Source organism: Fimbriimonadaceae bacterium (assembly GCA_019638795.1).
In the GTDB taxonomy this organism is placed as follows: Bacteria; Armatimonadota; Fimbriimonadia; order Fimbriimonadales; family Fimbriimonadaceae; genus JAHBTB01.
In genome coordinates this window covers 89,381-115,819 of sequence record JAHBTB010000001.1, presented here as the reverse complement: position 1 = coordinate 115,819, position 26,439 = coordinate 89,381, and the positions used below count along the sequence as shown (strand labels likewise).

Annotated in this window: 22 protein-coding genes; 11 read left to right on the top strand and 11 right to left on the bottom strand. The window is 64.7% G+C overall.

Translation table 11 applies throughout. From position 1 onward, the window contains the following. Positions 1-84: 84 nt before the first annotated feature. From gatB to KF857_00535, 5 genes are read left to right on the top strand one after another with little or no spacing between them, the layout of a single operon-like run. On the top strand, positions 85-1,560 hold the full coding sequence (gene gatB, locus KF857_00555; GenBank protein ID MBX3110471.1) for an Asp-tRNA(Asn)/Glu-tRNA(Gln) amidotransferase subunit GatB: 1,476 nt from the start codon (positions 85-87) through the stop codon (positions 1,558-1,560). Beyond that, positions 1,557-2,204, top strand: coding sequence for a hypothetical protein (locus tag KF857_00550; protein ID MBX3110470.1), 648 nt, complete (start codon positions 1,557-1,559; stop codon positions 2,202-2,204). Before gatB ends, KF857_00550 begins: the two co-directional genes overlap by 4 nt. Before the next feature lie 48 nt (positions 2,205-2,252). Continuing rightward, positions 2,253-2,543, top strand: a complete 291-nt coding sequence (locus tag KF857_00545) for a DUF167 domain-containing protein (protein MBX3110469.1) — start codon at positions 2,253-2,255, stop codon at positions 2,541-2,543. Further along, positions 2,540-4,174, top strand: a complete 1,635-nt coding sequence (locus KF857_00540) for a diguanylate cyclase (GenBank protein ID MBX3110468.1) — start codon at positions 2,540-2,542, stop codon at positions 4,172-4,174. Before KF857_00545 ends, KF857_00540 begins: the two co-directional genes overlap by 4 nt. A 44-nt stretch (positions 4,175-4,218) precedes the next feature. Then, positions 4,219-5,598, top strand: coding sequence for an MBL fold metallo-hydrolase (locus KF857_00535; protein ID MBX3110467.1), 1,380 nt, complete (start codon positions 4,219-4,221; stop codon positions 5,596-5,598). 68 nt (positions 5,599-5,666) lie between these two features. Here the strand turns inward: KF857_00535 and rplI are convergent, their stop codons facing one another. Together rplI and KF857_00525 are read right to left on the bottom strand one after the other, a co-directional pair. Beyond that, positions 5,667-6,215 carry a 50S ribosomal protein L9 gene (gene rplI / locus KF857_00530; protein ID MBX3110466.1) on the bottom strand — a complete coding sequence of 183 codons (549 nt, stop codon included), beginning with the start codon at positions 6,213-6,215 and terminating at the stop codon, positions 5,667-5,669. 11 nt (positions 6,216-6,226) lie between these two features. Continuing rightward, positions 6,227-7,663: an MCE family protein gene (locus KF857_00525; protein ID MBX3110465.1), complete on the bottom strand. Its 1,437-nt coding sequence runs from the start codon at positions 7,661-7,663 to the stop codon at positions 6,227-6,229. Positions 7,664-7,856: 193 nt separating this feature from the next. Here KF857_00525 and KF857_00520 point away from each other — a divergent pair, with 193 nt between their 5' ends. Together KF857_00520 and KF857_00515 are read left to right on the top strand one after the other, a co-directional pair. After that, on the top strand, positions 7,857-10,364 hold the full coding sequence (locus KF857_00520) for an ATP-dependent Clp protease ATP-binding subunit (protein MBX3110464.1): 2,508 nt from the start codon (positions 7,857-7,859) through the stop codon (positions 10,362-10,364). A 198-nt stretch (positions 10,365-10,562) separates the two neighbouring features. Continuing rightward, positions 10,563-11,501 carry a prepilin-type N-terminal cleavage/methylation domain-containing protein gene (locus tag KF857_00515; protein MBX3110463.1) on the top strand — a complete coding sequence of 313 codons (939 nt, stop codon included), beginning with the start codon at positions 10,563-10,565 and terminating at the stop codon, positions 11,499-11,501. A gap of 52 nt (positions 11,502-11,553) precedes the next feature. Here KF857_00515 and KF857_00510 read toward each other — a convergent pair whose 3' ends face one another. From KF857_00510 to KF857_00490, 5 genes are read right to left on the bottom strand one after another with little or no spacing between them, the layout of a single operon-like run. After that, positions 11,554-12,336: a dihydrodipicolinate synthase family protein gene (locus KF857_00510; protein ID MBX3110462.1), complete on the bottom strand. Its 783-nt coding sequence runs from the start codon at positions 12,334-12,336 to the stop codon at positions 11,554-11,556. Further along, entirely contained in the window at positions 12,333-13,091 is a 759-nt protein-coding gene (locus KF857_00505; GenBank protein MBX3110461.1) for a class I SAM-dependent methyltransferase, read from the bottom strand. The genes KF857_00510 and KF857_00505 overlap by 4 nt, the downstream gene beginning before the upstream one ends. Further along, positions 13,088-14,356 (bottom strand): hypothetical protein, encoded by a 1,269-nt coding sequence (locus KF857_00500; GenBank protein ID MBX3110460.1) that lies wholly within the window; start codon positions 14,354-14,356, stop codon positions 13,088-13,090. Before KF857_00500 ends, KF857_00505 begins: the two co-directional genes overlap by 4 nt. Before the next feature lie 34 nt (positions 14,357-14,390). Beyond that, on the bottom strand, positions 14,391-15,254 hold the full coding sequence (locus KF857_00495; GenBank protein ID MBX3110459.1) for a ParB/RepB/Spo0J family partition protein: 864 nt from the start codon (positions 15,252-15,254) through the stop codon (positions 14,391-14,393). A 20-nt stretch (positions 15,255-15,274) separates the two neighbouring features. Further along, on the bottom strand, positions 15,275-16,021 hold the full coding sequence (locus KF857_00490; protein ID MBX3110458.1) for a sugar phosphate isomerase/epimerase: 747 nt from the start codon (positions 16,019-16,021) through the stop codon (positions 15,275-15,277). A gap of 238 nt (positions 16,022-16,259) precedes the next feature. Between KF857_00490 and KF857_00485 the strand changes: the two genes are divergently transcribed. Further along, positions 16,260-16,757 (top strand): RNHCP domain-containing protein, encoded by a 498-nt coding sequence (locus KF857_00485; GenBank protein ID MBX3110457.1) that lies wholly within the window; start codon positions 16,260-16,262, stop codon positions 16,755-16,757. 10 nt (positions 16,758-16,767) lie between these two features. On the opposite strand, the gene KF857_00480 is transcribed toward KF857_00485, so the two are convergent. Beyond that, complete coding sequence (locus KF857_00480) at positions 16,768-18,219, bottom strand: hypothetical protein (protein ID MBX3110456.1); 1,452 nt, start codon at positions 18,217-18,219, stop codon at positions 16,768-16,770. 236 nt (positions 18,220-18,455) lie between these two features. Between KF857_00480 and KF857_00475 the strand changes: the two genes are divergently transcribed. The 3 genes from KF857_00475 to KF857_00465 all read left to right on the top strand — a co-directional run bounded on the left by KF857_00475 (position 18,456) and on the right by KF857_00465 (position 22,711). Then, complete coding sequence (locus tag KF857_00475) at positions 18,456-20,138, top strand: type II/IV secretion system protein (GenBank protein ID MBX3110455.1); 1,683 nt, start codon at positions 18,456-18,458, stop codon at positions 20,136-20,138. Between the two features lie 58 nt (positions 20,139-20,196). Next, entirely contained in the window at positions 20,197-21,060 is an 864-nt protein-coding gene (locus KF857_00470; GenBank protein MBX3110454.1) for an HDOD domain-containing protein, read from the top strand. A gap of 472 nt (positions 21,061-21,532) precedes the next feature. Beyond that, positions 21,533-22,711 (top strand): type IV pilus twitching motility protein PilT, encoded by a 1,179-nt coding sequence (locus KF857_00465; protein MBX3110453.1) that lies wholly within the window; start codon positions 21,533-21,535, stop codon positions 22,709-22,711. Between the two features lie 60 nt (positions 22,712-22,771). On the opposite strand, the gene KF857_00460 is transcribed toward KF857_00465, so the two are convergent. The 3 genes from KF857_00460 to KF857_00450 all read right to left on the bottom strand — a co-directional run bounded on the left by KF857_00460 (position 22,772) and on the right by KF857_00450 (position 26,396). Further along, complete coding sequence (locus KF857_00460; GenBank protein ID MBX3110452.1) at positions 22,772-23,389, bottom strand: DUF642 domain-containing protein; 618 nt, start codon at positions 23,387-23,389, stop codon at positions 22,772-22,774. A 101-nt stretch (positions 23,390-23,490) separates the two neighbouring features. Further along, positions 23,491-25,938 carry an endopeptidase La gene (gene lon, locus KF857_00455; protein ID MBX3110451.1) on the bottom strand — a complete coding sequence of 816 codons (2,448 nt, stop codon included), beginning with the start codon at positions 25,936-25,938 and terminating at the stop codon, positions 23,491-23,493. After that, the gene (locus tag KF857_00450) at positions 25,935-26,396 is read right to left on the bottom strand and encodes an Hsp20/alpha crystallin family protein (GenBank protein ID MBX3110450.1); all 462 of its coding nucleotides are present in this window, start codon (positions 26,394-26,396) and stop codon (positions 25,935-25,937) included. Before KF857_00450 ends, lon begins: the two co-directional genes overlap by 4 nt. Between the last annotated feature and the right edge of the window lie 43 nt (positions 26,397-26,439).

Here is a 26,439-nt window from a genome sequence, read left to right as displayed (position 1 = left end):
TAGCGGGGGCACATCGGCCCAACCGCGCCGTAGGACCACCGTCGGGCCGACCGGGCCGCCTCGCCCGAGTAGACTCGCTGGCACATGGCGGATTACGTTCTCAGCGTCGGCATGGAGGTGCACGCCGAGTTGCGGACAGCGAGCAAGATGTTCTGCCGCTGTCCGGTTGCCTTTGGCGGGATGCCGAACACCAGGGTGTGCCCGGTGTGCCTGGGCTTGCCCGGCACGCTGCCCGTCCCTAACCGGAGCGCCATCCGGATGGTCCTGCGCACGGCCCTCGCCCTGAACTGCCAGGTGCCCGCCCACAGCGTCTTCCACCGCAAGAACTACTTCTATCCCGACCTGCCCAAGGGGTACCAGGTCAGCCAGTACGGCGAGACCAACCCGATCGGCTACTACGGCTGGCTGGAGATTCCCAAGGCTGACGGCACGACCAAGCAGATCAAGGTCCAGCGCGTCCACCTTGAAGAGGACACCGGGAAACTGATGCACCTCCCGACCGGGGGCAGCGGCGTCGACTATAACCGGGCCGGAGTGCCGTTGATGGAGATCGTCACCGCGTTCCCGCCCGACATCGAAGACCCCGACGAAGCGCGGGAATACCTCGTCCAACTCCGCCAGGTCTTGCTGTACCTGGGCGTGTGCGACGGCAAGATGGAGGAAGGTTCGCTCCGCTGCGAGCCCAACATCAGTGTCCGACCCGCAGGGCAAGAGAAGTTCGGCACGAAGACAGAGCTGAAGAACCTCAACAGCTTCCGATCGGTGCAACTGGGCACCCTGTTCGAGCGCAAGCGCCAGATCGACGTTCTGGAAGGCGGTGGGCAGGTCGTCCAAGAGACGCGAGGATGGAACGAGCAGACCGAATCCAGCTTCGTGATGCGCAAGAAGGAGTCGGAGCAAGACTACCGCTACTTCCCGGACCCCGATTTGGTCCCGTTGGAGTTCAGCGAAGACGAGATCGAGGCCGAGCGTGCCGCCCTGCCCGAGCTGCCCTTGGCCAAGGCCCGGCGGTACCAAGACTCCCTTGGGCTCAGTGCCTATGACGCGGGCGTCCTGACCGCCGACCGGACATGGGCGGAGTTCTTTGAGGCCGCCGTCGCCCAAGGGGGCGACGCCAAGCAGGTGTGCAACTGGATGAACGGCGACTTTGCCAAGCTCCTGAACGAAGCGGGACAGACCGCGGTGTCGGTCGGTGAGGCGGCGGAAGGACAGACGAGCAAAGTGCGCCCCGGGCACATCGTCGAACTGACCAAGATGATCGACGCCGGGACGATCAGCGGGAAAATCGCCAAAGATGTCTTTAGTGACATGTTCAAGACCGGTGAGGCCCCGTCGGAACTGGTGAAGGCCAAGGGCTTGACCCAAATCAGTGACCCGGCGGAGCTTTCCGCCGTCTGTGAAGAAGTAGTGCGCGAGAACGCGGCCCAGGCCGACCAGTACCGCGCCGGGAAGGAGAGCTTGCTCGGCTTCTTTGTCGGACAGGTCATGAAGAAGACCCAGGGCCGGGCGAACCCGGCCATGGTCCAGGACGCCTTGATCAAAGCACTCGGACAACCATGAAACCGCTCGCCTTCGCATTCGCCCTGCTTCTGTCGGCCTTGGCCTTCTCCCAGGCGAGCGAGGCAGCGTCCGACATTGACGAGGCGTTTGGCGACCGCATGACCCAGCAGAGCGACAAGTGGTTTGAGGACGGCGAGTTTCCCGTCATCATCCAGATGTTGAAGGTCAAGCAAGAGCTTCAACCGCTCGACGAGGAGACCGCCACCGACCTCGGTTGGATGTACAAGAACATCGAGCGTCCCGATCTGGAGCTTTTGACGTACATCCAGTACGCCAAGCGCAACCCTTCTGACCGCGACCACCTGTATCCCGTCGCCAACTTTTACTACCTGGCCAAGAGCTATGTGAGCGTCGTCGAAGTGCTGAAAGGCATCGACAAGCAAGTACCCCCGCCTCACCCTAACGCGTTCAGGATCTTGGCCCACGCCTATACGAGACTGGGACTCTACACCGACGCCTTACGCATTTGGGACGCCTACATCAAGTTGGCTCCTGAGGACCCGCAGGCCAAGAACAACCGCCAAAAAGTGGCCGACATCATGGCTGGCAAGGTGAAGTCGGGCAAGGCAGATCCCCCGGGCCAGGAAGCCGCAGGGGGGCCTCCCGCGCGCCGACGGACTGAAACCGGTGGCGGAGCGACCTGAAAACGGGGCCACGACGACCCGAGAATCCCACTAAGTCAGGAGGTGCTGTTGACGCCACCGTGCGCTGAGCTGAGGGTCCGTGTGACGACCCGGGCCTCGCGAGAACGGGTGGAGCCAGACGGGGCAGGGGGTTGCTTGGTCTGGGTCAGCGCACCGCCCGCCGACGGGGAAGCGAACAAGGCAGTGGTCGAACTGGTGGCAAAGTCGATTGGGGTGGCGAAGACCAGCGTCACGGTCAGGCAGGGGGCTAAGTCGAGGTCCAAGGTCCTCGCCCTAGCCACCATGACTCCAGACGACGTCGACCAGTGGCTGGCCCGACTGCCGGGAGGGAAGGGATGACGCCGATCTCCGACGACTTCCAGGCCATGGTCGCCGACTGGCCTCGTCCCGTCGCCCTCTTTGACCGCGACGGCCGCGTGCAGATGACGAACCGGTCGTTCACCAACCTCTTCGAGACCTCGGCAGACGCCGTCCGCGACCAGTTGGTGTGGGACGTCGTCGGGCTGAGCGGCGACCTCACCCTCGTGAAGCGGGCTTGGTCGGACATGGAGCACGGCGTGCCGTGCCCGCAGTTGGACTGGGTGACCGCGACCCCCAGCGGCCGAGAGTTGCGCCTGAGCGCACAGATTTCTGCGTTTGCCCATTCGGGTTGGGCCGCTCTGGCTCTCGACGACCAGACGAACGAACACGCCCTCCGCGAAGAACTCCACGAGCACCTGGCCGCCGACGAGGCCCTCCTCGCTTCATTACCGGTCACCATGCTCCGGGTCGACTACCAAGGGTCGCTTGTCCGGCTGTGCGACAACGCGGGTCTGGTCGCGCCCGACGCCCTCGTCGAAGGCTTCCTGTGGACGGTCGCCCTGCCGACCGGGCTTGGCGAGATGGTCTGCGAAGCGATGCGCACGGCGACCTTTGACCAGCGGGCGGCCCGGTTCCGTCACGGTGCCTCGGGCCGCTACTTCGACGTCGTCGTTTCTCCGTGCGGCATGTCCGACAGCCTCGTCGTGGTCCACGACGTCACCGACAGTGTGCTGCTCGACCTTGCCCGCCGCGAGTCCATCGACCGTATGCAACTTCTGGTCGAAGGTTCGGACAACGTCCTGCTCTTGCTGGACGAGACGGCCACCGTCACCTATGCCAGCCCGGGCTTGGCGGTGTCCACGGGACGCGAGCCGACCGACGTGCAGGGACACCCCCTGGAGGAGTTCGCCGCGTGCCCAGACGCCCTGAAGTCGGCCCTGGCTGCCGCGATGGCCCAGGAGAACGGCCGGGTGCGGGGGATGTATGAGTTTGTGACCCCGGACGGGCTGAGGCGCATTCTGCAACTAGACATCTCGAACCACCTGACGACGCCGCTCATCAACGCTGTGGTCGTGAACGGCCACGATGTCACCCAGCTTGTGGACTTACAGAAGCAGCTCAAACTGCGCATGGAACAGGTCGAGGAAATGAACCAAGCCCTGAGCCAGCAGGCGACGACCGACGCCATGACGGGCCTGCACAACCACATGTCGTTCCAGCAGCACTTTCTGCATGCCGTGGAGCTCGCCGTCCGCAACCGGGCGCCGTTGTCGGTGCTTATGCTCGACATCGACTTCTTCAAGTCGGTCAACGACCAGTACGGCCACTTGGTCGGCGACAAGGTCCTGAGCGCGGTCGCCGAGCGGTTGAAGGCCACTTGCCGCAAGTCCGACGTGGTCGCCCGCTATGGCGGTGAGGAGTTCGCCGTCCTGTTACCCGACACCGACGAGGAGGGCGCGGCCCACACCGCCGAGTCGTTGCGCCAGGCGGTCGCGCGGGAACCGTTCGACGGACTGCACCTCACCGTCAGCGTCGGCTGCGCCACGGCGGAGGCGGGTCACCACGACCCGCGGGACATCTTGAGGCAGGCCGACATGGCCCTGTATGAGAGCAAGCATTCCGGACGCGACCGGGTGTCGGTGTACAGCGACCAGTCCGACGCCGCCTGAGTCCGTTCGCACTCGCCGGGTAACGTGGCGTCCATAAAGTTGACATGGTCGTCCAGCGCTTCTACAACGATCGTTTGGCTCACGCGAGCTACTTGGTGGGATGCCCCGGTGACGGTTCTGCCGTCGTGATCGACCCAAACCGCGACTTTGGCCAGTACATCGAGGCTGCCGCCAAGGGCAAGATGAAGATCACGGCGGTCACCGAGACCCACATCCACGCCGATTTCTTGTCGGGAGCCAAGGAACTGGCTGAAGCGACGGGGGCGACGCTCTTCCTGAGCGCCGAAGGTCCGGCTGACTGGCAGTACGGGTTTGGCGACCGGGCCGCCCTTGTCCGCACCGGTGACAAGATCACGGCGGGAAGCGTCGAGCTGACCGTCCGACACACCCCGGGTCACACGCCGGAGCACATCTCGTTTGTCCTGCGCGACCTGGGCCGGTCTGAGAAGCCCGTGGCCGTTTTCACCGGCGACTTTGTCTTTGTCGGCGACGTCGGACGGCCGGACCTCTTGGAGCAGGCCGCCGGGGTCAAGGGCACCCAGGAGCCCGGGGCGAGGTCGCTGTTCCAGTCCCTGCAATGGATCAAGTCGTTGCCCGATCACGTATTGGTCTGGCCCGCCCACGGTGCGGGGTCGCCGTGTGGACGTGCCCTCGGCGCTGTGCCGGTCTCGACGGTCGGATACGAGAAGTCGGCGAACTGGGCCTTGCTGATGGAGGACGAGTCCGCGTTTGTCGCCGAGGTCTTGCGCGGTCAGCCGGAACCACCGGCCTATTACGCCGAAATGAAGGCGCGCAACAAGCGGGGCCCCGCCCGGACCGCCGACCGCCCGGCCATGGTGCGGTCCGGCGACGCCGCCCGGTATGCGTCGGCGGACACGCTGGTCGTGGACGTTCGCCCGAGCCCCGAATACTTGGAGTCGCACATCTACCGCTCCGTCCACGCCCCCCTGGACAAGCTCTTCACCATCAACTGCGGGTGGTTCGTGCCTTACGACACCGACATCCACCTGGTGGCGTCCGACGAAGGGTCGGCCCGACTGGCCGCGCAGGAGATGGCTTTGGTCGGGCTAGACCGCGTCGTGGCGTGGGCCGGGCCGGAGATCGTCGGGGCGGTCAGGGCCGCGGGTGGCGAAGTCCGCACGATTCCCAGCATGGCGGCCGCCGACTTACCCGAGGGTCTGGTCGCCCTCGACGTCCGCGGGGCGAGCGAGCATGAGAGCGACCCGTCGACCAGCCCTCACACCATCCCCTATGGCTTTCTCCCGCGCCGGATCGCCGACCTTGACCCGAGAGTCGCGTACGCCGTGCATTGCCAAGGCGGCTCGCGTTCGCCCGTGGCGGTGAGCGTCTTGGAGCGTCTTGGCGTCGAACGGCTCGTGGAGGTCAAGGACGGCTGGGCGGGCATGAAGGCCCTGCGCGGCTAAGGGGCAGAAAGAGAAAACTCCCGTCGGCGTGGCCGACGGGAGTTTCGTGTCCGTGGAACTGAGGATGGTCAGGCTTCGACGGCTTCGGCCTCGGCCTCGACTGCCGGTTCCGCCTCGGCGGTCTGGGGAGTGGTGGCGGCAAGCTGGGCGGCGGCCGACTCAGGGTGCTCTTGGTCAAAGACGTTGACCTTGATGTGGATGACGACCTGGCGGTGGATGTCGAGTTCGACATCGTGGACACCCAGGCGCTTGATCGGCTGGATGAGGAGGACGCCCTTCTTGTCGACCTCGACCTTCAACTGCTCCTTGACCGCGTCGGCCACGTCTTGCGAGGTCACCGCGCCGAACAGGCGGACACCGTCCCGGCCCACCTTCTGGCCGACATTGACGACGGCCCCGTCGATCTTTTCCTTGGTGGCCTCGGCCGCCGCCTTGGTGTCGGCGAGGCCTTGGGCGACCTTGGCGTTGCGACGAGCCAAGACTTCCATCTGGGACTTGTCGGCGAGGATGGCCATGCCGTGGGGGAACAGGAAGTTACGGGCGTAACCGTCCTTCACATTGACGACCTGGCCCTCTTTCCCCAGCTTCGGGACAGCCTGCTTCAGGATGACTTTCATCGCAAACCTTCTTACTTCTTGATGCCGATCCCTATAGTCGGGGCGTTGCGCTCGAAAATTCGGTCGACGCCGATCCAACCTAGGATTCCGCTGCCAAAACCGTACTTGAGCCTGAGGTCGAACTGGGTGTCGTTGAGCCCGAAGACATCCGACTGCAACCAAGCGTTCGGCGCGAAGGCGTAATCTACCCCAATCCCCGGCTTGCTGGCGTGGACCCCATACCGAAGGCCCAGACGAGGGTTGAAGGTCTTCTGGTATTGCAGGTTCACCTTGTTCGACTCAAAGGCGTCGTAGAGTCCCAAATGGAGGTAGTCCTTGCCGATCGGCACGATGGCGGTGATGTCCGTCCGGTTGCGGTTGGGGTCGGTCTCGCGGGTGACGCCTGCTTCCAGTCCGATCTTGGGGAGCCCCTCGCCCAAGCCTGGGATCTTGACCTTGTCCACCGTCTCTTTGAACTTCTGGACGAGGCCGTCGATGTCGGTCGCAAGTTTGTTGGCCTTGTCGAGGAGCGCGCTGGCCTTTTCACCGATTTCGACGCCGCTGCCGCTGACCTTGGCCCCGTTCTTGGCCATGATCTCGGCGTCCGCGGCGATCCGTGTGCCGCTCTCGCTCATCTGCTTGAAGTTCGCCATCGTGGCCTTGAGGTTCTCCTTGATTTCCGGGTCGCTGGTGTAGGACTGCAGGTCGGCGACCATCTTCTTGCCGCTCACGGCCGCCTCGTTAAGTGAAGCAAGGAGGTCGTTCATCTTGCCTTCCAGGGCGCCGTCGGTGGCGATCTGCTTGATCTTCACGCTGACAGCCTGGAGGTTTTCCATGCTCGCGGTCATCGAACCGAGCATCTTGCCGATGCTGCCCTGGTTCTGGGCGACCAGCCCGTCGATACGGCTGGCGAGGGCCCCGAACTTCGCGGCGGTCTCCTTGCTCTGGTCCATCAGCCCGGTCAGGCTGCCTTTGAGCTTCTGGTCGTTCAGGAGGTTTTGGAAGGCGACCAGGGTCTTGTTCAGTTCGGCGACCGTCTCCTTGCTGTCGGGGACGACACCTTCAAGGGGGCCGAGCAACTTGCCCGGGATCGGGTCGCCCTCGTTGCCCGGCGCGTAGAAGCCCTCGGTGGGGAGCTCGCGCTTCAGCAAGACCTGCTTGTCGCCGATCGAGACAAACGAGGTCGGCAGCGTGGCGACGATGGACTTCGGGATCGCCTGCCCGCGGCGCACGGCCAGACGGACCACCGCCGCGTTGTCGATGTCCAGCTTCACGCTCTCGACTTTGCCGATCTGGACTCCGGAGAGCAGGACGGGGGCGCCGCTGGCGAGTCCGCCCGCGTCGGCGAACTTTGCGTAGTAGGTGTCGGTCTTTTCGGCCAAGAACCCCTTCTGGAGGACGGCCAAGCCACCGACCACCAGCGCGACAAAGACAACGACGAAGAGCCCGACCTGCCAAGCCGACCGCATGCCCGCATTATAGCGGGCTCGGTTCCGAATCACCTTCAAGACACCTAGGCCAGCCTGGGACACCGACCGACAATCATGCCTGGACGGGGGCCCAACGTCACGTGCACGGCACAAGGGTTGGCCCCCGGCCGTCTATCTGTAGTGAAGGCGTGAAGGACCAGCAGGAAATTCCGCCAGGAGACAAAATCAGAGTATGTGGCAACGGTTCACTGAGCGGGCGAGAAAAGTCGTTTTCTATGCCCAAGAAGAAGCCCAAAAGTTTGGAGAGGGTTACGTCTCGACGGAACACCTCCTGCTGGGCTTGGTCCGGGAAACGGACAGCGTGGCGGCTCGAGTCCTCGAGCGCCTCGGGGTGAGTCTCAGCCGCATCCGGTCGGAGGTTGAGAAACAGCTGCCCCGTGGCGAGGCCCGGCAAAGCCAAGACATGACCCTGACGCCCCGCGCCAAGCGGGTGATCGACCTGGCTTACGACGAAGCCCGGAACCTCAACAACAACTACATTGGAACGGAGCACCTGTTGCTCGGCCTGATCCGCGAAGGTGACGGGCTGGCCGGCCGGGTGCTGGCCAAGCTAGGCGTCGAGCTCGAGCGAGCCCGACGCGAAGTCATGGCCCTGCAGGACAACGACACCCAGACGCGCAGCAGCGGGGGGTCGACGAAGTCCAGCAGCTCCGGTCAGTCGGCGGGCGGCTCCGCCAAGACGCAGACCCTCGACGAGTTCGGCCGCGACCTCACCGAGTTGGCCCGAGACGGGAAACTCGACCCGGTCGTCGGTCGGCAGCAAGAAATCGAGCGGGTCATGCAGATCCTCACCCGGCGCACGAAAAACAACCCGTGCCTGATCGGTGAGCCTGGCGTCGGCAAGACCGCCATCGCCGAGGGCCTCGCCCTCCGCATCGTGAGCGGCGACATCCCCGATTTGCTGAAGGACAAGCGCCTCGTCGCCCTGGACCTCGCCGGCCTCGTCGCCGGGACGAAGTACCGCGGCGAGTTTGAGGAGCGCATGAAGAAAGTCATGGAAGAGGTGCGTCGGGCCGAGGGCCAGGTCATCCTCTTTGTCGACGAGCTGCACACGCTGGTGGGCGCGGGCGCCGCAGAAGGCGCCATCGACGCCAGCAACATCATGAAGCCCGCCTTGGCGCGTGGCGAACTGCAGTGCATCGGCGCGACCACGCAAGACGAGTTCCGTAAGTACATCGAAAAGGACGCCGCCCTTGAGCGCCGGTTCCAGGCCGTCAAGGTCCGCGAACCGAACGAGGAAGAGGCCGTGGACATCTTGAAAGGGCTGCGAGAGCGGTACGAGGCGCACCACAACGTCGAGATCACCGACGACGCCATCACGGCCGCCGTCCAGCTCTCGCTGCGCTACATCACCGACCGCACCCTGCCCGACAAGGCGATCGACTTGGTCGACGAGGCCGCCAGCCGCGTCCGGCTCCAGGAGAGCCTGCCGCCGAGCGAGGTGCGACAGGACAAAGTCCGGCTGAACAAGTTGCGCGCCGAGATCGACCACCTCCGCCGCCACCCCGAGGGTGACCGGCTCGACCAAGCCGAGAAGGAATTCGAAGACCTGGAGCAGAGCATCATCGAGCGCGAGGACACGTGGAACGACCGCGAGAAGGCCGTCCCCGTCGTCGGCGAGCACGAGATCGCCTCCATCGTCCAGAGCTGGACGGGTATCCCGGTCACGCGCCTGGTCGAGGGCGAGCAGCAGAAGCTCCTGCGGATGGAGGAAGACCTTCACCGCCGCATCATCGGGCAAAAGGACGCCGTCAGCGCCGTGGCCCGTGCCATCCGCCGCGCCCGGAGCGGCCTCAAGGACCCGAAGCGGCCGATCGCCAGCTTTGTCTTCCTCGGCCCCACCGGTGTCGGTAAGACCGAGCTCGCCAAGGCACTCGCCGAGTACCTCTACGAGAAGGAGTCGAACATGGTGCGGATCGACATGTCCGAGTACATGGAGCGGTTCAGTGTCAGCCGCTTGGTCGGGGCCCCTCCCGGCTATGTCGGCTACGACGAGGGTGGCCAGCTCACCGAACAGGTGCGCCGCAACCCGTACTGCGTCGTCCTGCTCGACGAGATCGAGAAGGCGAACCCCGAGGTCTTCAACCTGCTCTTGCAGGTCATGGAGGACGGGCAGCTGACCGACAGCCAGGGCAGGACCGTCGACTTCCGCAACACCCTCATCATCATGACCTCGAACGTCGGTGTCCGACCGATCGAACTCGACAAGGGCTTGGGTTTCCGCGACGTCGTCCAAGACATCAACGACCCCAAGACCTACGAGAACATGAAGACGAAGATGTTGGACGAGATGAAGAAGCTCTTCCGGCCCGAGTTCATCAACCGGGTCGACGAGACCATCGTCTTCGAGCACCTGAAGCGCGAAGAGATCCTGACCATCGCCGACCTCTACATGAAGCGTGTGAACGAGCAGGCCGCCAACATCGGTCTGACCATCGAGCTCAGCGAAGGGGTCAAGGACTTGCTCGTGGACAAGGGTTATGACCCGAACCTCGGTGCCCGGCCGCTCCGCCGTGCGGTGCAAAGGTACATCGAGGACCCGCTCAGCGAGGCCCTGCTGATGAACACCTTCGCGGCCGGCGACACCGTCGTGGCGGAAGTCGACGGCGAGGGCGGCGTGAGGTTCACGAAGAAGACAGGCGGTAGAGGTAAGGAAAAGCCTGAGCTGGTGAAGAACTAGCTGCGAAAGAGTGAGCAACATGGGGTGCCCGCCAATTGATTGGTGGGCACATCTGTTTACGACTTATAGGGATTTGTCTCGGCGATATGTTAAGCCGCCTTTAACGCGTGTTAACGCCAGGTTATGGCGGTGACCGGCGGCCCACACTCCCGGCGTAGCTCGTTCTTGTCGAACGCCAAGCCCGGGCTGGGACTAGCCATGAAGAAGGCCTTCACCCTGATTGAACTCCTCGTCGTCATCGCGATCATCGCGATCCTTGCCGCGATCCTTTTCCCGGTCTTCGCCCAAGCGAAGACGGCGGCCAAGAAGACCCAAGACCTCTCGAACATGAAGCAGATCGGCACCGCGACGGCGATCTACCTCGGTGACAACGACGACACGTATCCGTCAGCCTACTACTACAATAACGACACCAACTCGTCCGGCGGGTACACCCATTGGACCGGGGTCGTCATGCCCTACGTGAAGAACTTTGAGATCTTCCGCAGCCCGGTCGACCCAAGCGGTGGCCTAGCCCCGACGAACTTCGTCGGCGACAACGGCGGGTGGGGTGCTCCGGGCGGCCAGGTGTCCCAGAACCCAGTCCAGGACATCCAGGCCCCTCGACTGAGCTACGTGGCCAACGCCCAGATCTTCCCGCGTAAGCGTCGGGCGATCGACCCCATGAAAGTGGTGAGCACGACTGTCATCGAGAACGTGGCCGGAGTGATCGCCCTCGCCCCCATGACCCACACGCCCAGTTGCATCAACGACGGCTCCGCGGCCTCGGGCGTGGCGTTCAAGTCGCACCGGCCGACCAACGCCCTGACCCTTCAGGACGGGACGACGAAGTTCCAGGGTGAAGCGGCCGGCGAAGTCGGGCTCCCATGGTACGCGGTGGTCAGCCCGGAGATCGCCAAGGCCGACTTTGCCGACTGCAAGGCCGGCCTGGTCTCCACCGCATACAACCACATCGTCTACACCCAGCCCGACCGCTTCGGCAACAACGCGAACTACAGCTTTGCGGACACCCACGCCAAGAGCGTGCCGGCCTCGGGCCTGTTGGACGAGAACCACTGGAAGTGGGGGTCACGCCACTACACCGCCGGTGGCGGCGAGATCCGTCGGCGCGACCTGGTCACGCCGGTCGGCGAGTAGTCGCGAGAGGTACCCGGCCCCTGGTCGCGACTGCGTCCGGGGGCCGGAAGTTTCACGGGGCCGTCAAGTCGAAGAGGCGCTTGAGGACAGTCCGTCCGGTGTCGTCCAAACCCAGTGCCGGACCCCGGGGTGCGCCGACCTCCAGGGACAAGGCTTCGGCGGCGGCCTTGCCGAGTCGCACGGGGCCGGCCAGCCGCCACAGGCCCTGGGCCACGGGCGCCGCGGTGTGCCAGGAACGGAAGACCGTCTCGGCCTTGCTGGCGCCCAACACCGCCATCGGCGTGCAGAAGCCGTCCGCACAGACGAACTCGATGGTGGACGGCGACTTGGCCACCTGGAGACCGCCGAGGTCGTGGCTTGCCAGGGGCCGGGCGCCTTGGTTGGCCAGGCCCAACTCCTCGGCGACCTCCTCGAGCCGCTCGGGCGCGTCGAGCAAACTGACCGGCAGCTGCCCGTGCCGCCGCACCACGTTCATCATGTTCTTGATCTCATGAGGTGAAAGGTGCGCGCCGGGGGGCAGGGACAAGACGGCCGCACGGGCCCCGTGCCGGGCCCCGTGCTGGCAAAGGTCGATCATCATCGAGGTCGTGAAGGCGGTGATCGCGACGTAGACCGGGAGGCCTTGGCTCTCCCGCATCACCCACTCGATCGCCTCCTTGCGTTCGCTGAGGGCTAAGGCGGGCCATTCCGCCATGTCCGTGCCCACGACAAAGCCGGCGGCACCGAGGTCTCGGTACGCCCGGACGAGCTTGGCGGTACGCACCTCGCTCACGGCGGTGGTGTCGTCGGTGAAGGCGCTGACAAGGGGGACGAGGAATCGGTCCGTGGGGGTCATGGCTTTGTCGCCGCGAAAGAGATTTCCAACAAGTCGAACCAGAGCCGCCCGTCCACCATGCGGGGGGCCAGGTAGTCCCGGAAACCGTCGGTGGCTTTTTCGGCCATCGTGCGCAACCGGGCGGTGTCGGCCGCGGAGACGCGCATGCGCTCGGTCCAGTCGTCGAAGTCGAGCGACTTGCGCCGGACGTCGTGCCAGAGCGGCTCCAGGCCGTTGGCCCGGGCCTTGTCCGTCCACTCCGAGGGCTTGAGGTTCCAGACGTGGGAGGGGTCGCGGAGGCGTTCGAAGGCGTCGACTTGGCGGGCGACCTCGTCATCTTCGGGGGACATCGTGTCGATCACGAGGAAGAGACCGCCGTGCTCCAGTGACCGGGACGCGTCGGCGACGAACGAGTCGACATCGAGAAAGTGGTGGGCGGCCAGCCGCGTCGCCACGAGCGAAACGGACTCGTCGACGAGACCCATGTCTTCGGCGGGGGCGAGGCGGGTGGTGACGTTGCTCAGGCCACGTTCGGCCGCCTGGGCGGCGACGACCTCCAGCATCTGCGGCGTGATGTCGACGGCAAGGACCTGGTCCATGCGCTCGGCCAAAGCGTAGGCCAGGTGTCCGGCGCCGGTGCCGACGTCCACGGCGGTGCCCTCCACCAAGGCCAGCCGGTCGAGGACCTTGTTGATCTCGTCGGGCTGGGCGTGGGCGCGGCTTGTCAGGTACCGCTGGGCGACCGGTCCGAACTGCTCGCGGGCGTCAGCGCTCATTTGATGTGGACGTAGGCGGTCTTTGTGATCGTCCGGTCGCCGATGTGGGCGACAAAGGTGATCGGAAACGTCCCTTTTGTGCCCTTGGGGACGATGTACTCGAGGCCGATCCGTTGCTGGCCGCGGGTGTGATAGATGAGAAGGTTGGCTTGGGCGCCCCGGCTGACCGTCCAGCCGGCGGGGACCGTCATCGTGTGGGTGCCGGTGATGCGGCCCTGGGCCTGCGACTTGTAGGTGACCCCACCCCGGATGATCTGGGCGTCGTCGCTCACCTTGAGTTCGAGCGGGACGTTGACGTCGATGTCCACGAGGTCGGCGATGCGGACGCTGGAGCGGAGGACGGCTTCCCGACCGTCGGCGGTCACCAGAGTCCCCCTGACGATCCGGTACCCCGGAGTCGCGCCCGGAGCGACTTTCGTGACGTAGTCCACCCGCGCCCGCCCGCCCCGGTCGACGATGGGGAAGGGGTTGCGGATCTTGGTCAAGACGCCGGAGGCACGCCCTTGCCCCTCGACCTCAAAGGTCTTGAGGCTCGGCCCGTCCGGGTCGACATGGAACTCGTACCGGATCTTGAACTCGTCTTCCAGGGCAAAGCTCCGGTTCGTGATGACGGGTCGCCACGACACACCCGAAAAGAGGCCGGTGCTGTTGTCCAGTTGCAGGCGGACAAACGCCATCGTGCGGGGAAGGTAAGGCTTGTCGGTGTCCGTGCTGCTGGGCAAGGTGTCCATGCGGACTCCCAGGCGCTTGCCGTCCTTGACCGGCTCTCCCTTCTCGTCGGCGTCCACCTTGGCTTCCATGCTCCAACTGTCGCCGTTGACCTTGGCGGCGAACTTGAGTGCTTCAGAGACGAGGGCGGCTTCGACCCACTTCGGACCGTTGGGATTGGTCGCGTCGAGGCGTCGGAGGGTCACCTTCAGGCGGTTGTCCTCCAGGTGGCACCGGAGTTCCAGGTTGTCGTCGCCCACCAACCATCCGTCGCCGGCGTAGTCGATGCTGATGATGACGTCCTCGCCGAGCTTGGCGGTGGCGGCGAAATAGAGCGTGTCGGGCTCCCACTGGAATGCGGTCGGCCCGGCCAACGTCTCCCATTCGCCCGGCTGGACGTCGCCGTCGATCGTCGGGGTCAGGGCCAGGCGGTTGGTCTCTTCGACCGCCATCGGGGGCAACATGGGCACCTGCTGCGCCGCCGGGGCGACAGGCATAAGCATCGGGACGAGAGCGAGGAAGGGTGACACCTCATTGTCCGGACGGGCCTGACGCACGGGGCGATTCGCCAGGTTATCCACCGTCTGGCGGTCAGAGGCTGATACCGAGCACGTCCAGGATACGCTGGAGGTCGTCGTCGGAGTAGAAATCGACGCTGAGTTTGCCGCCGACTTCTGACCTGGTGATGCGGACGGGAGACCCAAAGTACTCACTGAGGCCGCGTTCCAGGGCGGCGTACTCAGGGTCGGCCGGGGCCGGCTTCTTGGTGGTGGGGGACTTTTCCGCGCCGGGCGTCCGCGGTTCCTGCCGGGCCAGTCGCTCTGCCTCGCGTACGCTGAGCCCTTCGTCGATGACCCGGTCGAAGACGAGACGCTGCCGGGCCGGGCCGTCCGCCATGAGGACGGCCCGGGCATGTCCCTCGGTCATCATGTCCTCGGCGAGGGCGTCCAGCATGTCTTCCGGCAACTTCAAGAGCCTCATCGTGTTCGCCACCGAGGCGCGAGACTTGCCGACGCGGGCGGCGATTTGTTCTTGGCCCATGCCGAATTCGTCGGCCAACTTCTTGTAGGCGATGGCGCAGTCGACCGGCGAGATGTCGGCGCGCTGGACGTTTTCGACCAAGGCGATCTCAAGGGACGCCTGGGCGCTGGCCGAGCGGACGATGACCGGCACCTCCTTGAGCCCGGCGGCCTTGGACGCGCGCAGCCGCCGCTCGCCGGCGATCAGCTCGTAGCTGCCGTCGCCTCGGGGGCGGACGATCAACGGTTGAAGCACGCCGAACTCGCGGACGGAAGTGGTGAGTTCGGCGAGGGCCTCGTCGTCAAAGCGGCCGCGCGGTTGCCGAGGGTTGGGGACGATCTTCCCGACGGGCAGTTGCGTCGGAGCCTCGTCACGGACCTCCGGCTGTGCCTCGGCGAGCATCTGCGCCAACCCTTTCCCCAACGCCCTTCTCATCGCCTGATGATTATGCCTGGTCAGCCCTTGAGCACGGCGTTCCAACCGTCCAGGCACTGCTTGACCGACTCCAGCGGGGTCACCCCCTCGTAGGTCTCGTGTTCGATGACGACCCACTCGGTCCCCGCGACGGGCAAGGCGGCGACGATGGCCTTCCAGTCGATCTCGTCCTTCCCGATGATTTTGCCGAACGGGTGGCCCTTCAGGTGGACGCTCCGTCCCCGGCCGGGATGGTCGAGCAAGGGCTGGGCAGGGTCGGCGCCCCCATGCCGTCCGTTGCCGGTGTCGTACTGCATCAGGAAGTCGTCGGGAGTGCCGCGGCCCAGGATGTCCCACGCCGACCGGCCGTCATCGAGGGGGCGCATGTCGGCGTCGTGGGCGTGAAAGCCGGTGTAAAGTCCCGCGGCCCGCACCTTGGCGCTGACCTCGGTCAAGAGCCGGGCGGTCTCCTCTGTCTTGCCGCTTGTCTCGCGCAGCTCATGGGGAAGCCAAGGGATGATCGCGAAGGGGGCCCCGATCTCCCGATGGAAGTCGATCGTGGCGGCGAGGTTCTCGTCCTTAAAGGCGTCAAGGCCGGTGTGGGTACCGGCGGCGACGAGCCCGGTCTTGTCCAGTACGGCACGGACAGCCGAGGCGCTGTGGCCGAAGAACCCGGCAAACTCGACGCCCTCGTAGCCCAGTTCCGCCACCTTTTCGATGGTCCCGAGAAGGTCGACGGCGCAGTCGTCGCGCAGGCTGTAGAGTTGCAGGGCGGTCTTGATGGCCATGGCGTCACCATTTTGATAGGGATTCGGCAGACAAGTCTTGACCTTGTGATAGAATAGAGGCAAGTCCCTATCGGGGGTGTTCGATGGCAAAAGCTTCAGTGTTCTTCGGCGCGTGACCAGATCACCGGCCTGCTCTCTATGGAGGGCCGGTCGACGCGCCAAGTGTCTTGCCATATTCTCACGCGACAACGGCCTAGGCCGTCGTGCGTCCAGACCCTTTGTACGAACACCCAGACACTTGAAGAACCACCATGACAACGGCGACGGCTTTGACGCCCGCGCCGACCGCATACGCAAGAAGGCGCGCCGACGCGCCGTCCAAGAACGACGCCGTCAGGCCGCTGCGACAGGGCGGCCCTTGCCACTCCAAGACTGTTTGAACCGGGTCGGTGACGACCCGCACGGACGGGGAGGGTTTGACTGCCAAAACTGCGGCACTTTCGTGAGCTTCGGTGGGGCAGGCAGCGCCCACCGCAACCATTGTCCAGACTGCCTCCACTCCAAGCACGTGGACGACTCGCCGGGCGACCGGGCGGCGGACTGCGGCGGGACGATGGAGCCCATCGCGGTGTGGGCGCGGACAAACGGGGAATGGGCGCTCGTCCACCGGTGCCGTGAGTGCGGGGCCCTGTCGAGCAACCGGGTGCTGGCCGACGATTCGGCCCTGGTGCTCGTCGCCTTGGCCGTGCGTCCCCTCGCCTCACCGCCGTTCCCCTTGGCGGGGTTGGTGCGGTGAGGCCTGCGGACTAGCCGCCGCGAAGGAGTTGGAGGACCGATTGCGGCGACTGGTTGGCCTGGGCGAGGACGGCCATGCCGCTCTGCTTGAGGATGTTCAGCTTGGTCATCTGCGTCATCTCGTAGGCGACGTCGGCGTCTCGGATCGCGCTTTCGCTGGCGGTCAGGTTTTCCTTGGCGATGCCAAGAGACCGGATGTTGGACTCGATGAAGTCCTTCTGGAAACTACCCAACTGGCCTCGGAAGGTGGCGATTTGCTGGATCGCCTCGTCGGCGATCTTCATCGCGTTGTTCGCGCCGGTTTGGGTAGTGACGTCCATCGACGCCAGGCTCGATCCGGGGACGGCGGTGGTGCCCAGGTTTGATGACGCCATGTTCGGGATCGAGAACGTCGCGGTCTGGTCCGCGCTGGCGCCGATCTGGAACTGGAGTGAGCCGACGTTGAGGGCGCCGACGAGGGTGCTGGCACCGGTGGCGTTTCCGGCCGGGCTCAGTGTCATGCGGTTGCCGCTCGCTGACGTCAGGGTGAGGCCGTCGACCCCCGGGCCCTGCCCGCCGACGAACGTTTCCGTCTGCGTGCCGGACGTGGTGGTCGGGGCGGTGACAGTGAAGACCGCGTTGAGGCCGACCGCCGGGCTGGCGACCGCGCCGCCGTTGAGAATCGTGCTTGTCTCGGTGTAGCGGATCGGGAAGTTCGACCCGTACTTGGTCGAGGTCAGAGTGACGCCCGCGCCGGCCGTCCAGCTGGCGATGACACCGGTCTGGTCGGACGCCTGGTTGATCTTAGCCACGACCGCAGACACCGACTCTCCGGGACCGACCACAAAGGTCTGCCCGTTGATCGCGAAGGTGCCTTGGTTCACCGCCGTCGCGGCGGTGGCGAAGGTGGTCGCCATGGCGCCGGTGGTGGTCTGGGTCGCCGCACTCGACCTTTGGATCGTCAGGTTGCCGGTCTTGACCGTCTCACCGTTGAAGGTGCTGCCGATGTACATGCTGCTGACGAGGTCGGTGCGCGTCACGTTGCTGACCGCGCCGGAGGCCCCGTTGAGCAGACGCTTGTTGCCCCAACTGGTCTGGGCGGCGATGCGGTCGATCGAGGCAAGGATCGATTTGATTGTGGTTTGGTTGGCTTGAAGCTGGTTGGCATCGACGACCGCGGTGTTGGCCGACTGCACCGCGATCGCGCGGATGTCGAGCAACAGACGCGAGACCTCGCCGAGGGCCGCCTCGGCGGTCTTGGACATGTTCGCGGCGTCCTGGCTGTTTTGCACAGCGGCGTCGATGCCGTTAATGTAGCTGCGCAAGCCCTCGCTGTTGATCAGTCCCGCCGGGTCGTCGGCCGCGGTGTTGATCCGCAGGCCCGTGGAGAGCCGCGTCACGACTCCTCCAAACATGTCGTCCGTTTGCCCTAAGTACCGCAAGGCGGTCATCGCCGGGACATTGGTGTTGATCCGGATGCTCATGTCTCTCGGTTCCCATCACTTGGCCGGCCGACCCTGATCACATTTTTCGTAGGTCGGCGGCTTTTCTGTGGTTGATCTTCGGCGAAATGTGGAACAAGCTTTAGCCCCGCCGATTTTCGCCTGCTCTTGGCCTGCCGATAACCCAGTATTTCCATGGAGGTCTCGGGGCTCCGCCACGCCGATGATTCCAGGGAGTCAAGGTCATGCTCACGGGCGAAGTATTCGTACAGGAGGGCTTGGTCTCACCCGCGCAGCTGCAGCTGGCGGTGAGCAAGCAGGTTGAACTCGGCGGCCACGACCCCATCGCCCGGGTCATGGTCGACATGGGCCTCATCACCGAGAAGGACCGTGTCCGGTGCATGGGGAAGGTGTGGGAGATCCCGTTCATCGAGATCGACGAGGTCGTCCCGCGTGAAGACGCCCTCGACATGCTTTCGCCTCAACTGGCCAAGCGGTTCAAGGCCCTGCCGTTGGGACGGGACGAGTTCCGACTCGCCGTCGCGATGGCCAACCCGCTCGACGTCTTCGTCATCGACGAGCTCCGCATGACCACCGGGCTGGAAATCCAGCCCCTGATCGCCGTCGAGGAAGACCTTCTCCGCGCGATCAACCTCCACTACAAGACCGACGTCGGCCAGATGGAGATGATCGCCGGCGTCGTCAAGGAGTTCGATGACTTTGGCATCGACCTGACCGCCACCCCCGACGACGACGAGCGGGGCAACGACAAGGAAGCCGACGACGCGCCGATCATCCGGCTGGCCAACATGATCATCAACCAGGCCGTCCAGGACAAAGCGAGCGACATCCACATGGAGCCGCGCAAGGAGGCCCTGATCGTCCGGTTCCGCATCGACGGCATCATGGTCGACGCGATGACATTGCCCAAGAAGGTCATCGCCCCGTTGACCAGCCGGTTCAAGATCGTCGCCAACATGGACATCGCCGAGAAGCGGGTGCCCCAGGACAACCGCATCAGCGCGGTGATCGGGGGCAAGCCCTACGACTTCCGTGTCTCGACCTTGCCGGTCGTCTACGGCGAGAAGATCGTCATGCGCGTCCTCGACAAGGGCGGCATCAACGTCGGCCTGACCAAATTGGGCTTTCTGCCGCATAACCTCAAGACCTTGGAGGACATGGCGGGCCGGAGCTACGGCATCATGCTGGTCACCGGGCCGACCGGCTCGGGAAAGTCCACGACGCTCTATTCCTTGATCAACCAGAGCAACGACGGACTCAAGAACATCATCACGATCGAGGACCCGGTCGAATACGAACTGGACAATATCAACCAGTGCAGCGTCAACGTCCGCGCGGGCATGACCTTTGCCGCGGGGCTACGCGCCATGCTCCGCCAAGACCCGGACGTGATCATGGTCGGTGAGATGCGCGACACCGAGACCGCGACCATCGCCATGGAGGCCGCCTTGACCGGCCACCTGGTGTTCAGCACCTTGCACACCAACGACGCGGCGTCGGCGCCGAGCCGCCTCATGGACATGGAGGTCGAGCCGTTCCTGATCAGCTCGGCCATCAACGCCGTCCTTGCCCAGCGGCTGGTCCGCAAGATCTGCGACCACTGCAAGGAGCAATACACCGTCACGCGGGAAAGCCTCCTCCGCTATGGGTTCCCCATCCCGGACGACCTGGGCCAAGAGACGAACGGCGAGATCACCTTGTTCCGGGGCCGCGGCTGCGAAATCTGCAAGCAGACCGGCCACAAAGGGCGCACCGGAATCCATGAGGTCATGGTGCTCACCGAGGAGATCCGCGACCAGATCTTGAAACGTGGCTCGACCCACGTGATCCACAAGATGGCCCAGGAAGCGGGCATGAAGACCATGCAGATGGACGCGGTCAGCAAGATCTTGACCGGCGTCACCTCTGTCGACGAAGTCATTAGGGTCATTTACGCTTGAGAAACCACACCGAACAATCCGACATATATAGGAAAGCCCCCAGAGGGAACAAGATCTGATGTCTGCAGCGCCGATCCCAACCCAAGCGTCCGCCGCCGCGGTCGAGCGCATCATGTCGCGCTCCAAGGACGTGTCGGTGTTGCCTCACGTCGTCTTCCAGATCATGGAGATGACCGCGTCGGAGGAGTCGTCCGCTGGCACGCTGGAACGGTCCGTGGTGGTCGACCCCGGCTTCTCCGCCAAGCTCTTGACCCAGGCCAACTCAGCCGCCCTTGGGTTGCCGAAGAAAGTCTCCTCGATCCGCGAGGCGATCATGTTCCTGGGATTCAAGCAAGTCCGCTGTCTGGCCATGACCGTCGGCGTCTTCGACATGTTCGTCGGCAAGACGGACAAGGAGTCGCTACGGCGGCGCAAGTGGTGGCGTCACTCCTTGGACACGGCGGTCGGGGCGCGGCTCATCGCGACCAAGACGAAGAAGTGCGACCCGGAGACCGCTTACACCTGCGGCCTGCTCCACTACCTGGGCAAGACGATCTTGTGCCGCTACAACAGCACGGAATACGAGCGGGTGGAGATCGCCGAGCAAAAGGTCGACTCCCGCAAGGCGGAGGTCATGGTCTTTGGCTGCGACCATGTCGACATCCTCTTGGCCGCGGCAAAGGCATGGGGTTTCCCCGAGTCCCTGTCACAGGGCCTCAACTACGCTGACCAGCCCGAAGACGACGACCCGGGCAAAGGCCTGCGGACAGTCGTCGGCTTGGCGGACTGGCTGGCCGAGAAGGTCCTGGAAGGTGACCTTTCCGCCCTGACTGCCGACGGGCATTGGGCCGTCGCGGCCCTGGGGCTGGACGAGACGCAATTGGCCGAACTGGCCCGCGAAGTGCAGACCGCGTTGTCTGACGCGGCGCGACATGGAATGTAAAAGGGAGAACGAGACAATGCCACAAGAGTTTGACTGGGAAAAGTTCCTCGGGCCGAAGAAGGAGAACGACGATCCGCTCGCTCCGCCAGAGGCGGAGGAGCCTGCCGCGGTACCGGAGGCGGTGGCTGAACCGGAACCAGAGCCAGAACCAGAACATGAGCCGGTGGCGGAGTCAGAGCCTGAGCCTGAACCGGAGCCCGACCACGGGTCCGGTGAGGAACTCGTCGCCGAGGCCCACGAGGAGCAGCACGACGAACCCGTCGAGTCGCCCGAGTCGCCGGAAGAGGAGCACGATGCCGTCGCCTGCGCCGAGCCACCGATGCCCCCGACGGAGGTGAGCGCGCCGCCGATGCCGACCGTGGCCACCGAACCGCCCCTGACTCTGGTCGAGAACACCGCACCACCCAAGGACAACCTAGACATGGACCTCCCCGCGAACCGTTTTGAGGACGACGAAGACGGAAACCCTTACATGCCGGCCCCGGTGCCGTTGCACGTCTTGGAGCCCGAGAAGGGGCAAGGGAAGTACTTCGTCGGTGATATTCAGCCGGATGAGTTCACGAGGATCACCGAACAAGCCTTGCCGGTGGACCAAGTCCACATCGACGAGATCCTACGGATGGCCGTCGAGCGCAAGGCGAGTGACGTCCACCTGACCGCCGGCCTCCCTCCCATGATCCGTATGGACGGCGAAATCTGCGCGCTGCCTTACGAAGTCCTCGACCCGAACCAGACCCAGCGGCTCTGCTACGAGGTCTTGACCGACGAACATCTGCAGAAGTTTGAGCAGACCCACGAGCTCGACATCGGATACACCGTCAAAGACCTCGCCCGGTTCCGTATGAACATCTATATGCAGCGGATGGCGGTCGGCGCGGCCCTGCGTATGATCCCGAACCGGATCCCGTCGTTCGAGGAACTCAGCCTGCCGCCGATCATCCGGGAGATCGCCAAGCGGTCGTCGGGGCTGGTCTTAGTCACGGGGCCGACCGGTTCCGGTAAGTCGACGACCATCGCGTCGATGATCGACGACATCAACGCGACCCGGACGTCCCACATCATGACCATCGAGGACCCGATCGAGTACCTCCACAAGCACAAGAAGTGCATGGTCAACCAGCGCGAACTGCACAGCGACACCTACTCGTTGCACAACGCCCTGCGCGCGGTGCTTCGCGAAGACCCGGACATCATTCTCGTCGGTGAGCTCCGCGACTTGGAGACGATCGAGGCCGCGCTGACCTTGGCCGAGACGGGCCACTTGGTCTTCGGCACGTTGCACACCCGCAACGCCCCGGCCACCATCGACCGTGTCGTCGACGTCTTCCCGAGCGACCAGCAAGACCAGATCCGCGTGTTGCTGGCCAATACGATCGAGGGCGTCATCTCCCAGCAACTCATGCCCCGGCTCGGTGGCGGACGCCGCGCCGCCTTGGAGATCATGATCGGCGTCCCCGCCATCAAGAACCTTATCCGCGAGGGCAAGACGCACCAGATGTACTCGGTCATCGAGACGAGCCAGAACGTCGGCATGCAGACGATGGACCGCTCGTTGAGCGACCTCTACCGCCAGGGACAGGTCAGCTTTGAGGAGTGCTTGATGCGCGCCGTGGACAAGGACTCGTTCTCACGATTGGCCAAGAGCGCCTGAACGACCCGTTTGACGCCGTGCGCCCCGGCCCGCACCGCGGGCCGGGGCGGTGTGTTTGTCTCAGCGGCGCGCACGACGGCGGAGAGCCATCGGGACGAGGGCGAGCAGGGAGAGCGTCGCGGGTTCGGGCACGGGCTGGCCGGTGACGACGACGTTGTCCAAGCCGGTGTAGACGTCTCCGCCGAAGTAGTGGCCGATTTCCAGGGTCGTCACAGACGAGACGGCGGTGAAAGTCCAGGTCCGGTTCGCCCAGAGTTGGCCGTTGTCACTGGTCAGGGTGAAATCTTCGCTGTCTCCCGCGGCAAGGACCCGGATGGTCGACTGGCCGTACGCCGGGTTGGCCCCCTGGTCGAACGTGACGGTGTATTCCGCGCCGACGACCGTGCCGAAGGATTGGGAGACGCCGCCGGGGCCTTCGCTGTAACCGGTCAGGTCAAGGCTCCTGACCCCGTCGCTCGCGGCGACACCATTGAACGGGTTGGGGTCGGCGATCCAGGCGACCGAGGAATTCTGGACGACCCACCCGGTGATGTCTGTCGAGCCGGGGTTAAGCGCCATGGTGTTGTCGCCGTTTGGGACAAGGACGCCTTCCTCGAAGCTGCCGTTGGTGATGAGGTTCGCATGGGCGGCCCCGGCGAGTAGGGCCCCTATGGTCAGGGTTGAAATGGTGCGTTTCATGGATGCCTCCGTGATTGACAACTCATGGTAATCACACTTCAGGCTAGTGAGAGTTAAAGAAGTGTTTCCCTGGCAGAAATATGTGTTACTAGTAACGCTTCTCACCGACGGAGGGCCAGTTCAAGGACCTTGGACGCGTCCTTGACGAAATGGACCTTGAGTTTTCGACGGACGTCGTCGGCGACGTCCTCGGCATAGTCTTTACGGTTGTCATCGGGAAGCAAAAGAGTCGTGACGCCCGCCCGAAAGGCGGCGAGCACCTTCTCCTTGACCCCGCCTATGGGGAGGACCTGTCCGGTCAGGGTGACCTCGCCGGTCATCGCCAACCGTTGCTTGACCCGGCGTCCCGTGAAGAGGGAAGCGAGGGCGGTGAGCATCGTGATGCCGGCACTGGGGCCGTCCTTGGGGGTCGCGCCGGCCGGGACATGGATGTGGACGTCCCATTTGTCGAAGTCTTCCTCGGTCAGAGAGTATTCGGCGGCGTGGGCTTTCAGGTAAGTCATGGCGGCTGAGACCGACTCCTTCATCACGTCACCAAGCTGGCCGGTGACGGTCATGTGTCCCTTGCCCGGAGTGCGGACCGACTCAATGAACAGCACGTCGCCGCCGACCGGCGTCCAGGCCAGGCCGACCGCCACGCCGGGCACCAGATCCCGCTCCGCGACTTCGTCGTGGGTGAACCGCGGGGCACCCAGGGCGGCGTGGACGAACGCCTTGTCAACGGTCAACGCCGACTTGCGTCCCTCGGCAAACTTCAGGGTCGCGTGGCGGACGACGCCGGCGACCTCGCGGTCGAGGTTGCGGACGCCCGCCTCCCGGGTGTACCCCCTGATCACCTCACTCAAGGCGTCGTCTTCGAACCTGACTTTGGCCCTGCGTCGCTTGCCGACGGCAAGCCCGTGCTCCTCGACCTGGCGGGGGACCAGGTGCCTCTTGGCGATCTCCAGCTTCTCCTCTTCGGTGTATCCGCCTAGTTCGATGATCTCCATGCGGTCGCGCAGGGCATGGGGGATCGTGTCCAGCCGGTTGGCGGTGGTGAGAAAGAGCACGTTGGAGAGGTCGAGGGGCACGTCCAGATAGTGGTCGCGAAACTCGCTGTTTTGGTGCGGGTCGAGCACTTCGAGCAGGGCGGACGAGGGGTCTCCCCGGAAGTCGTTGCCCAGCTTGTCGATCTCGTCGAGGAGGAAGACCGGGTTGTTCGTGCCCACCCTCCGGAGCCCCTGGACGATCTGCCCGGGCATGGCGCCGATGTAGGTGCGGCGGTGGCCGCGGACCTCCGCCTCGTCACGGACGCCGCCGAGGCTCATGCGGTAGAACTCGCGTCCCAACGCCCGGGCGATGGACCGGCCGAGGGAAGTCTTGCCGACCCCGGGCGGGCCGTAGAAGCACAGGATCGGCTGGCGGACCGCGCCGCCCTCCTTCACCTTCCGTACCGCGAGGAACTCGATGATGCGGCGCTTGATCTTTTCCAGGCCGAAGTGGTCGGCGTCAAGGACGGCGCGGGCATGCTTCAGGTCCAGGTTGTCGGTGGTCGAGGTCTGCCACGGGACGGCGAGCATCGTCTCCAGGTAGGTGCGGGCGACGGTGTACTCGGGTGACCCGGGGTTGATCCGGCGCAACCGGTCGAGTTCGCGGTTGGCGGAGGCCATCGCTTCCTCGGGCATGCCCGACTCTTCGACTTGGATCGCGAGATCGTCGACCTCGGCCCCCGGGCCGTCGGACTCGCCAAGCTCACGCTGGATCGCCTTCAACTGCTCGCGCAGGTAGTAGTCCCGCTGGGTCTTGCTCAGCTCGGCGCTGACCTCGTGCTGGACTTTGCTCGTCAGTTCGAGGATCCGCACCTCGCGCGAGAGCATGTGGAGCAGCTTGTGCATCCGCTCCTTCAGGTCGACGGACTCCAAGACGTTTTGCTTGTCGACGACGCTGAACGGGAGGTGCGCGGCGACAAGGTCGGCCATGACGTTGGCCTCGTGGACGTTCTCGGTGAGTTGCCGGAGCTCGTCGGGGATGGCGGGCGACAGGCGCACAGCGTGCTCGAAGAGGGCGGCAACAGTCCGGCGGAGGGCCTCGACCTCCTCGGCTTCCTCCTCAGGGACGGTGGGCTCGGAGACCGGCTCGATGCGGGCCTTCAGGTACGGCGTCGTCTGGACGACCTCGACGATGCGGAATCGCGACGTGCCCTGGACGATCAGGCGGGTCGCGTCGGACGATTTCATGAGGGTCCGGACGATGACCGCGCAGCCCACTCCGTAAATGTCGTCAAAGCCGGGCTCGTCGGTGTCGGGGTTTCGTTGGGCCACCACGCCGATCACCCGGTCGCTGCTGACGACGGAGTCGTCGATCAACTGGACGCTGGCGGGCCGTGAGACCGAGAGGGGCGCGATGAGCATGGGGAAGACCACCGACTCGCGCAAGGGAAGCACGTTGAGGACTTCCGGAAGGCTCGGTTTCGCCTCCTCGGCACTGTCGGCCGTGGTGTCGTCCGGTGACTCGTCAATGGCCACGACGACCGGCTCGTCGTCCGGTGTTCGGGTTTCGGTGTCGCTCATTTCAGGCGTTGGATCGTGATGTGCCTGACCTCGACCTCGTCAAGGTAGGTCTCCTTTGGTACGACGACCTGCAACAGGCCGTTGGTCCATGAGGCCTGGGCATTCCGCACGTCGACAAGGACGTGGGGGAGGGGGACCTCCCGGGTGAACGCTCCAGTCTCGATCTCCAATTGCAGGGGGTTGTAGCGCTCTTTGCGACCGCACAGGCCGTCAGCGCGCTCACCCTTGACCACAAGGGTATGCCGCTTTGGGTCGAACTGGATCGTCACCTGCCCAGGGTCGACGCCGGCGAGTTCGACACGGAGGATGAAGTGGGTCTCCGCTTCGAGCAAGTCCACCCGCGGCGCCCATTCCCGTTGTTGGGTGAAGCCGCCGCGCAGGTTCCTCGTGGATCCGGTGTGGCGTTGGAAGTCGGCGGCCACCTGGAGCATCCACTCGTCCAACTCGCGTCGAGGCATGGGTCGAAGTGTACTACCCGCCGTCGGCACCCCGAGGGCCGCG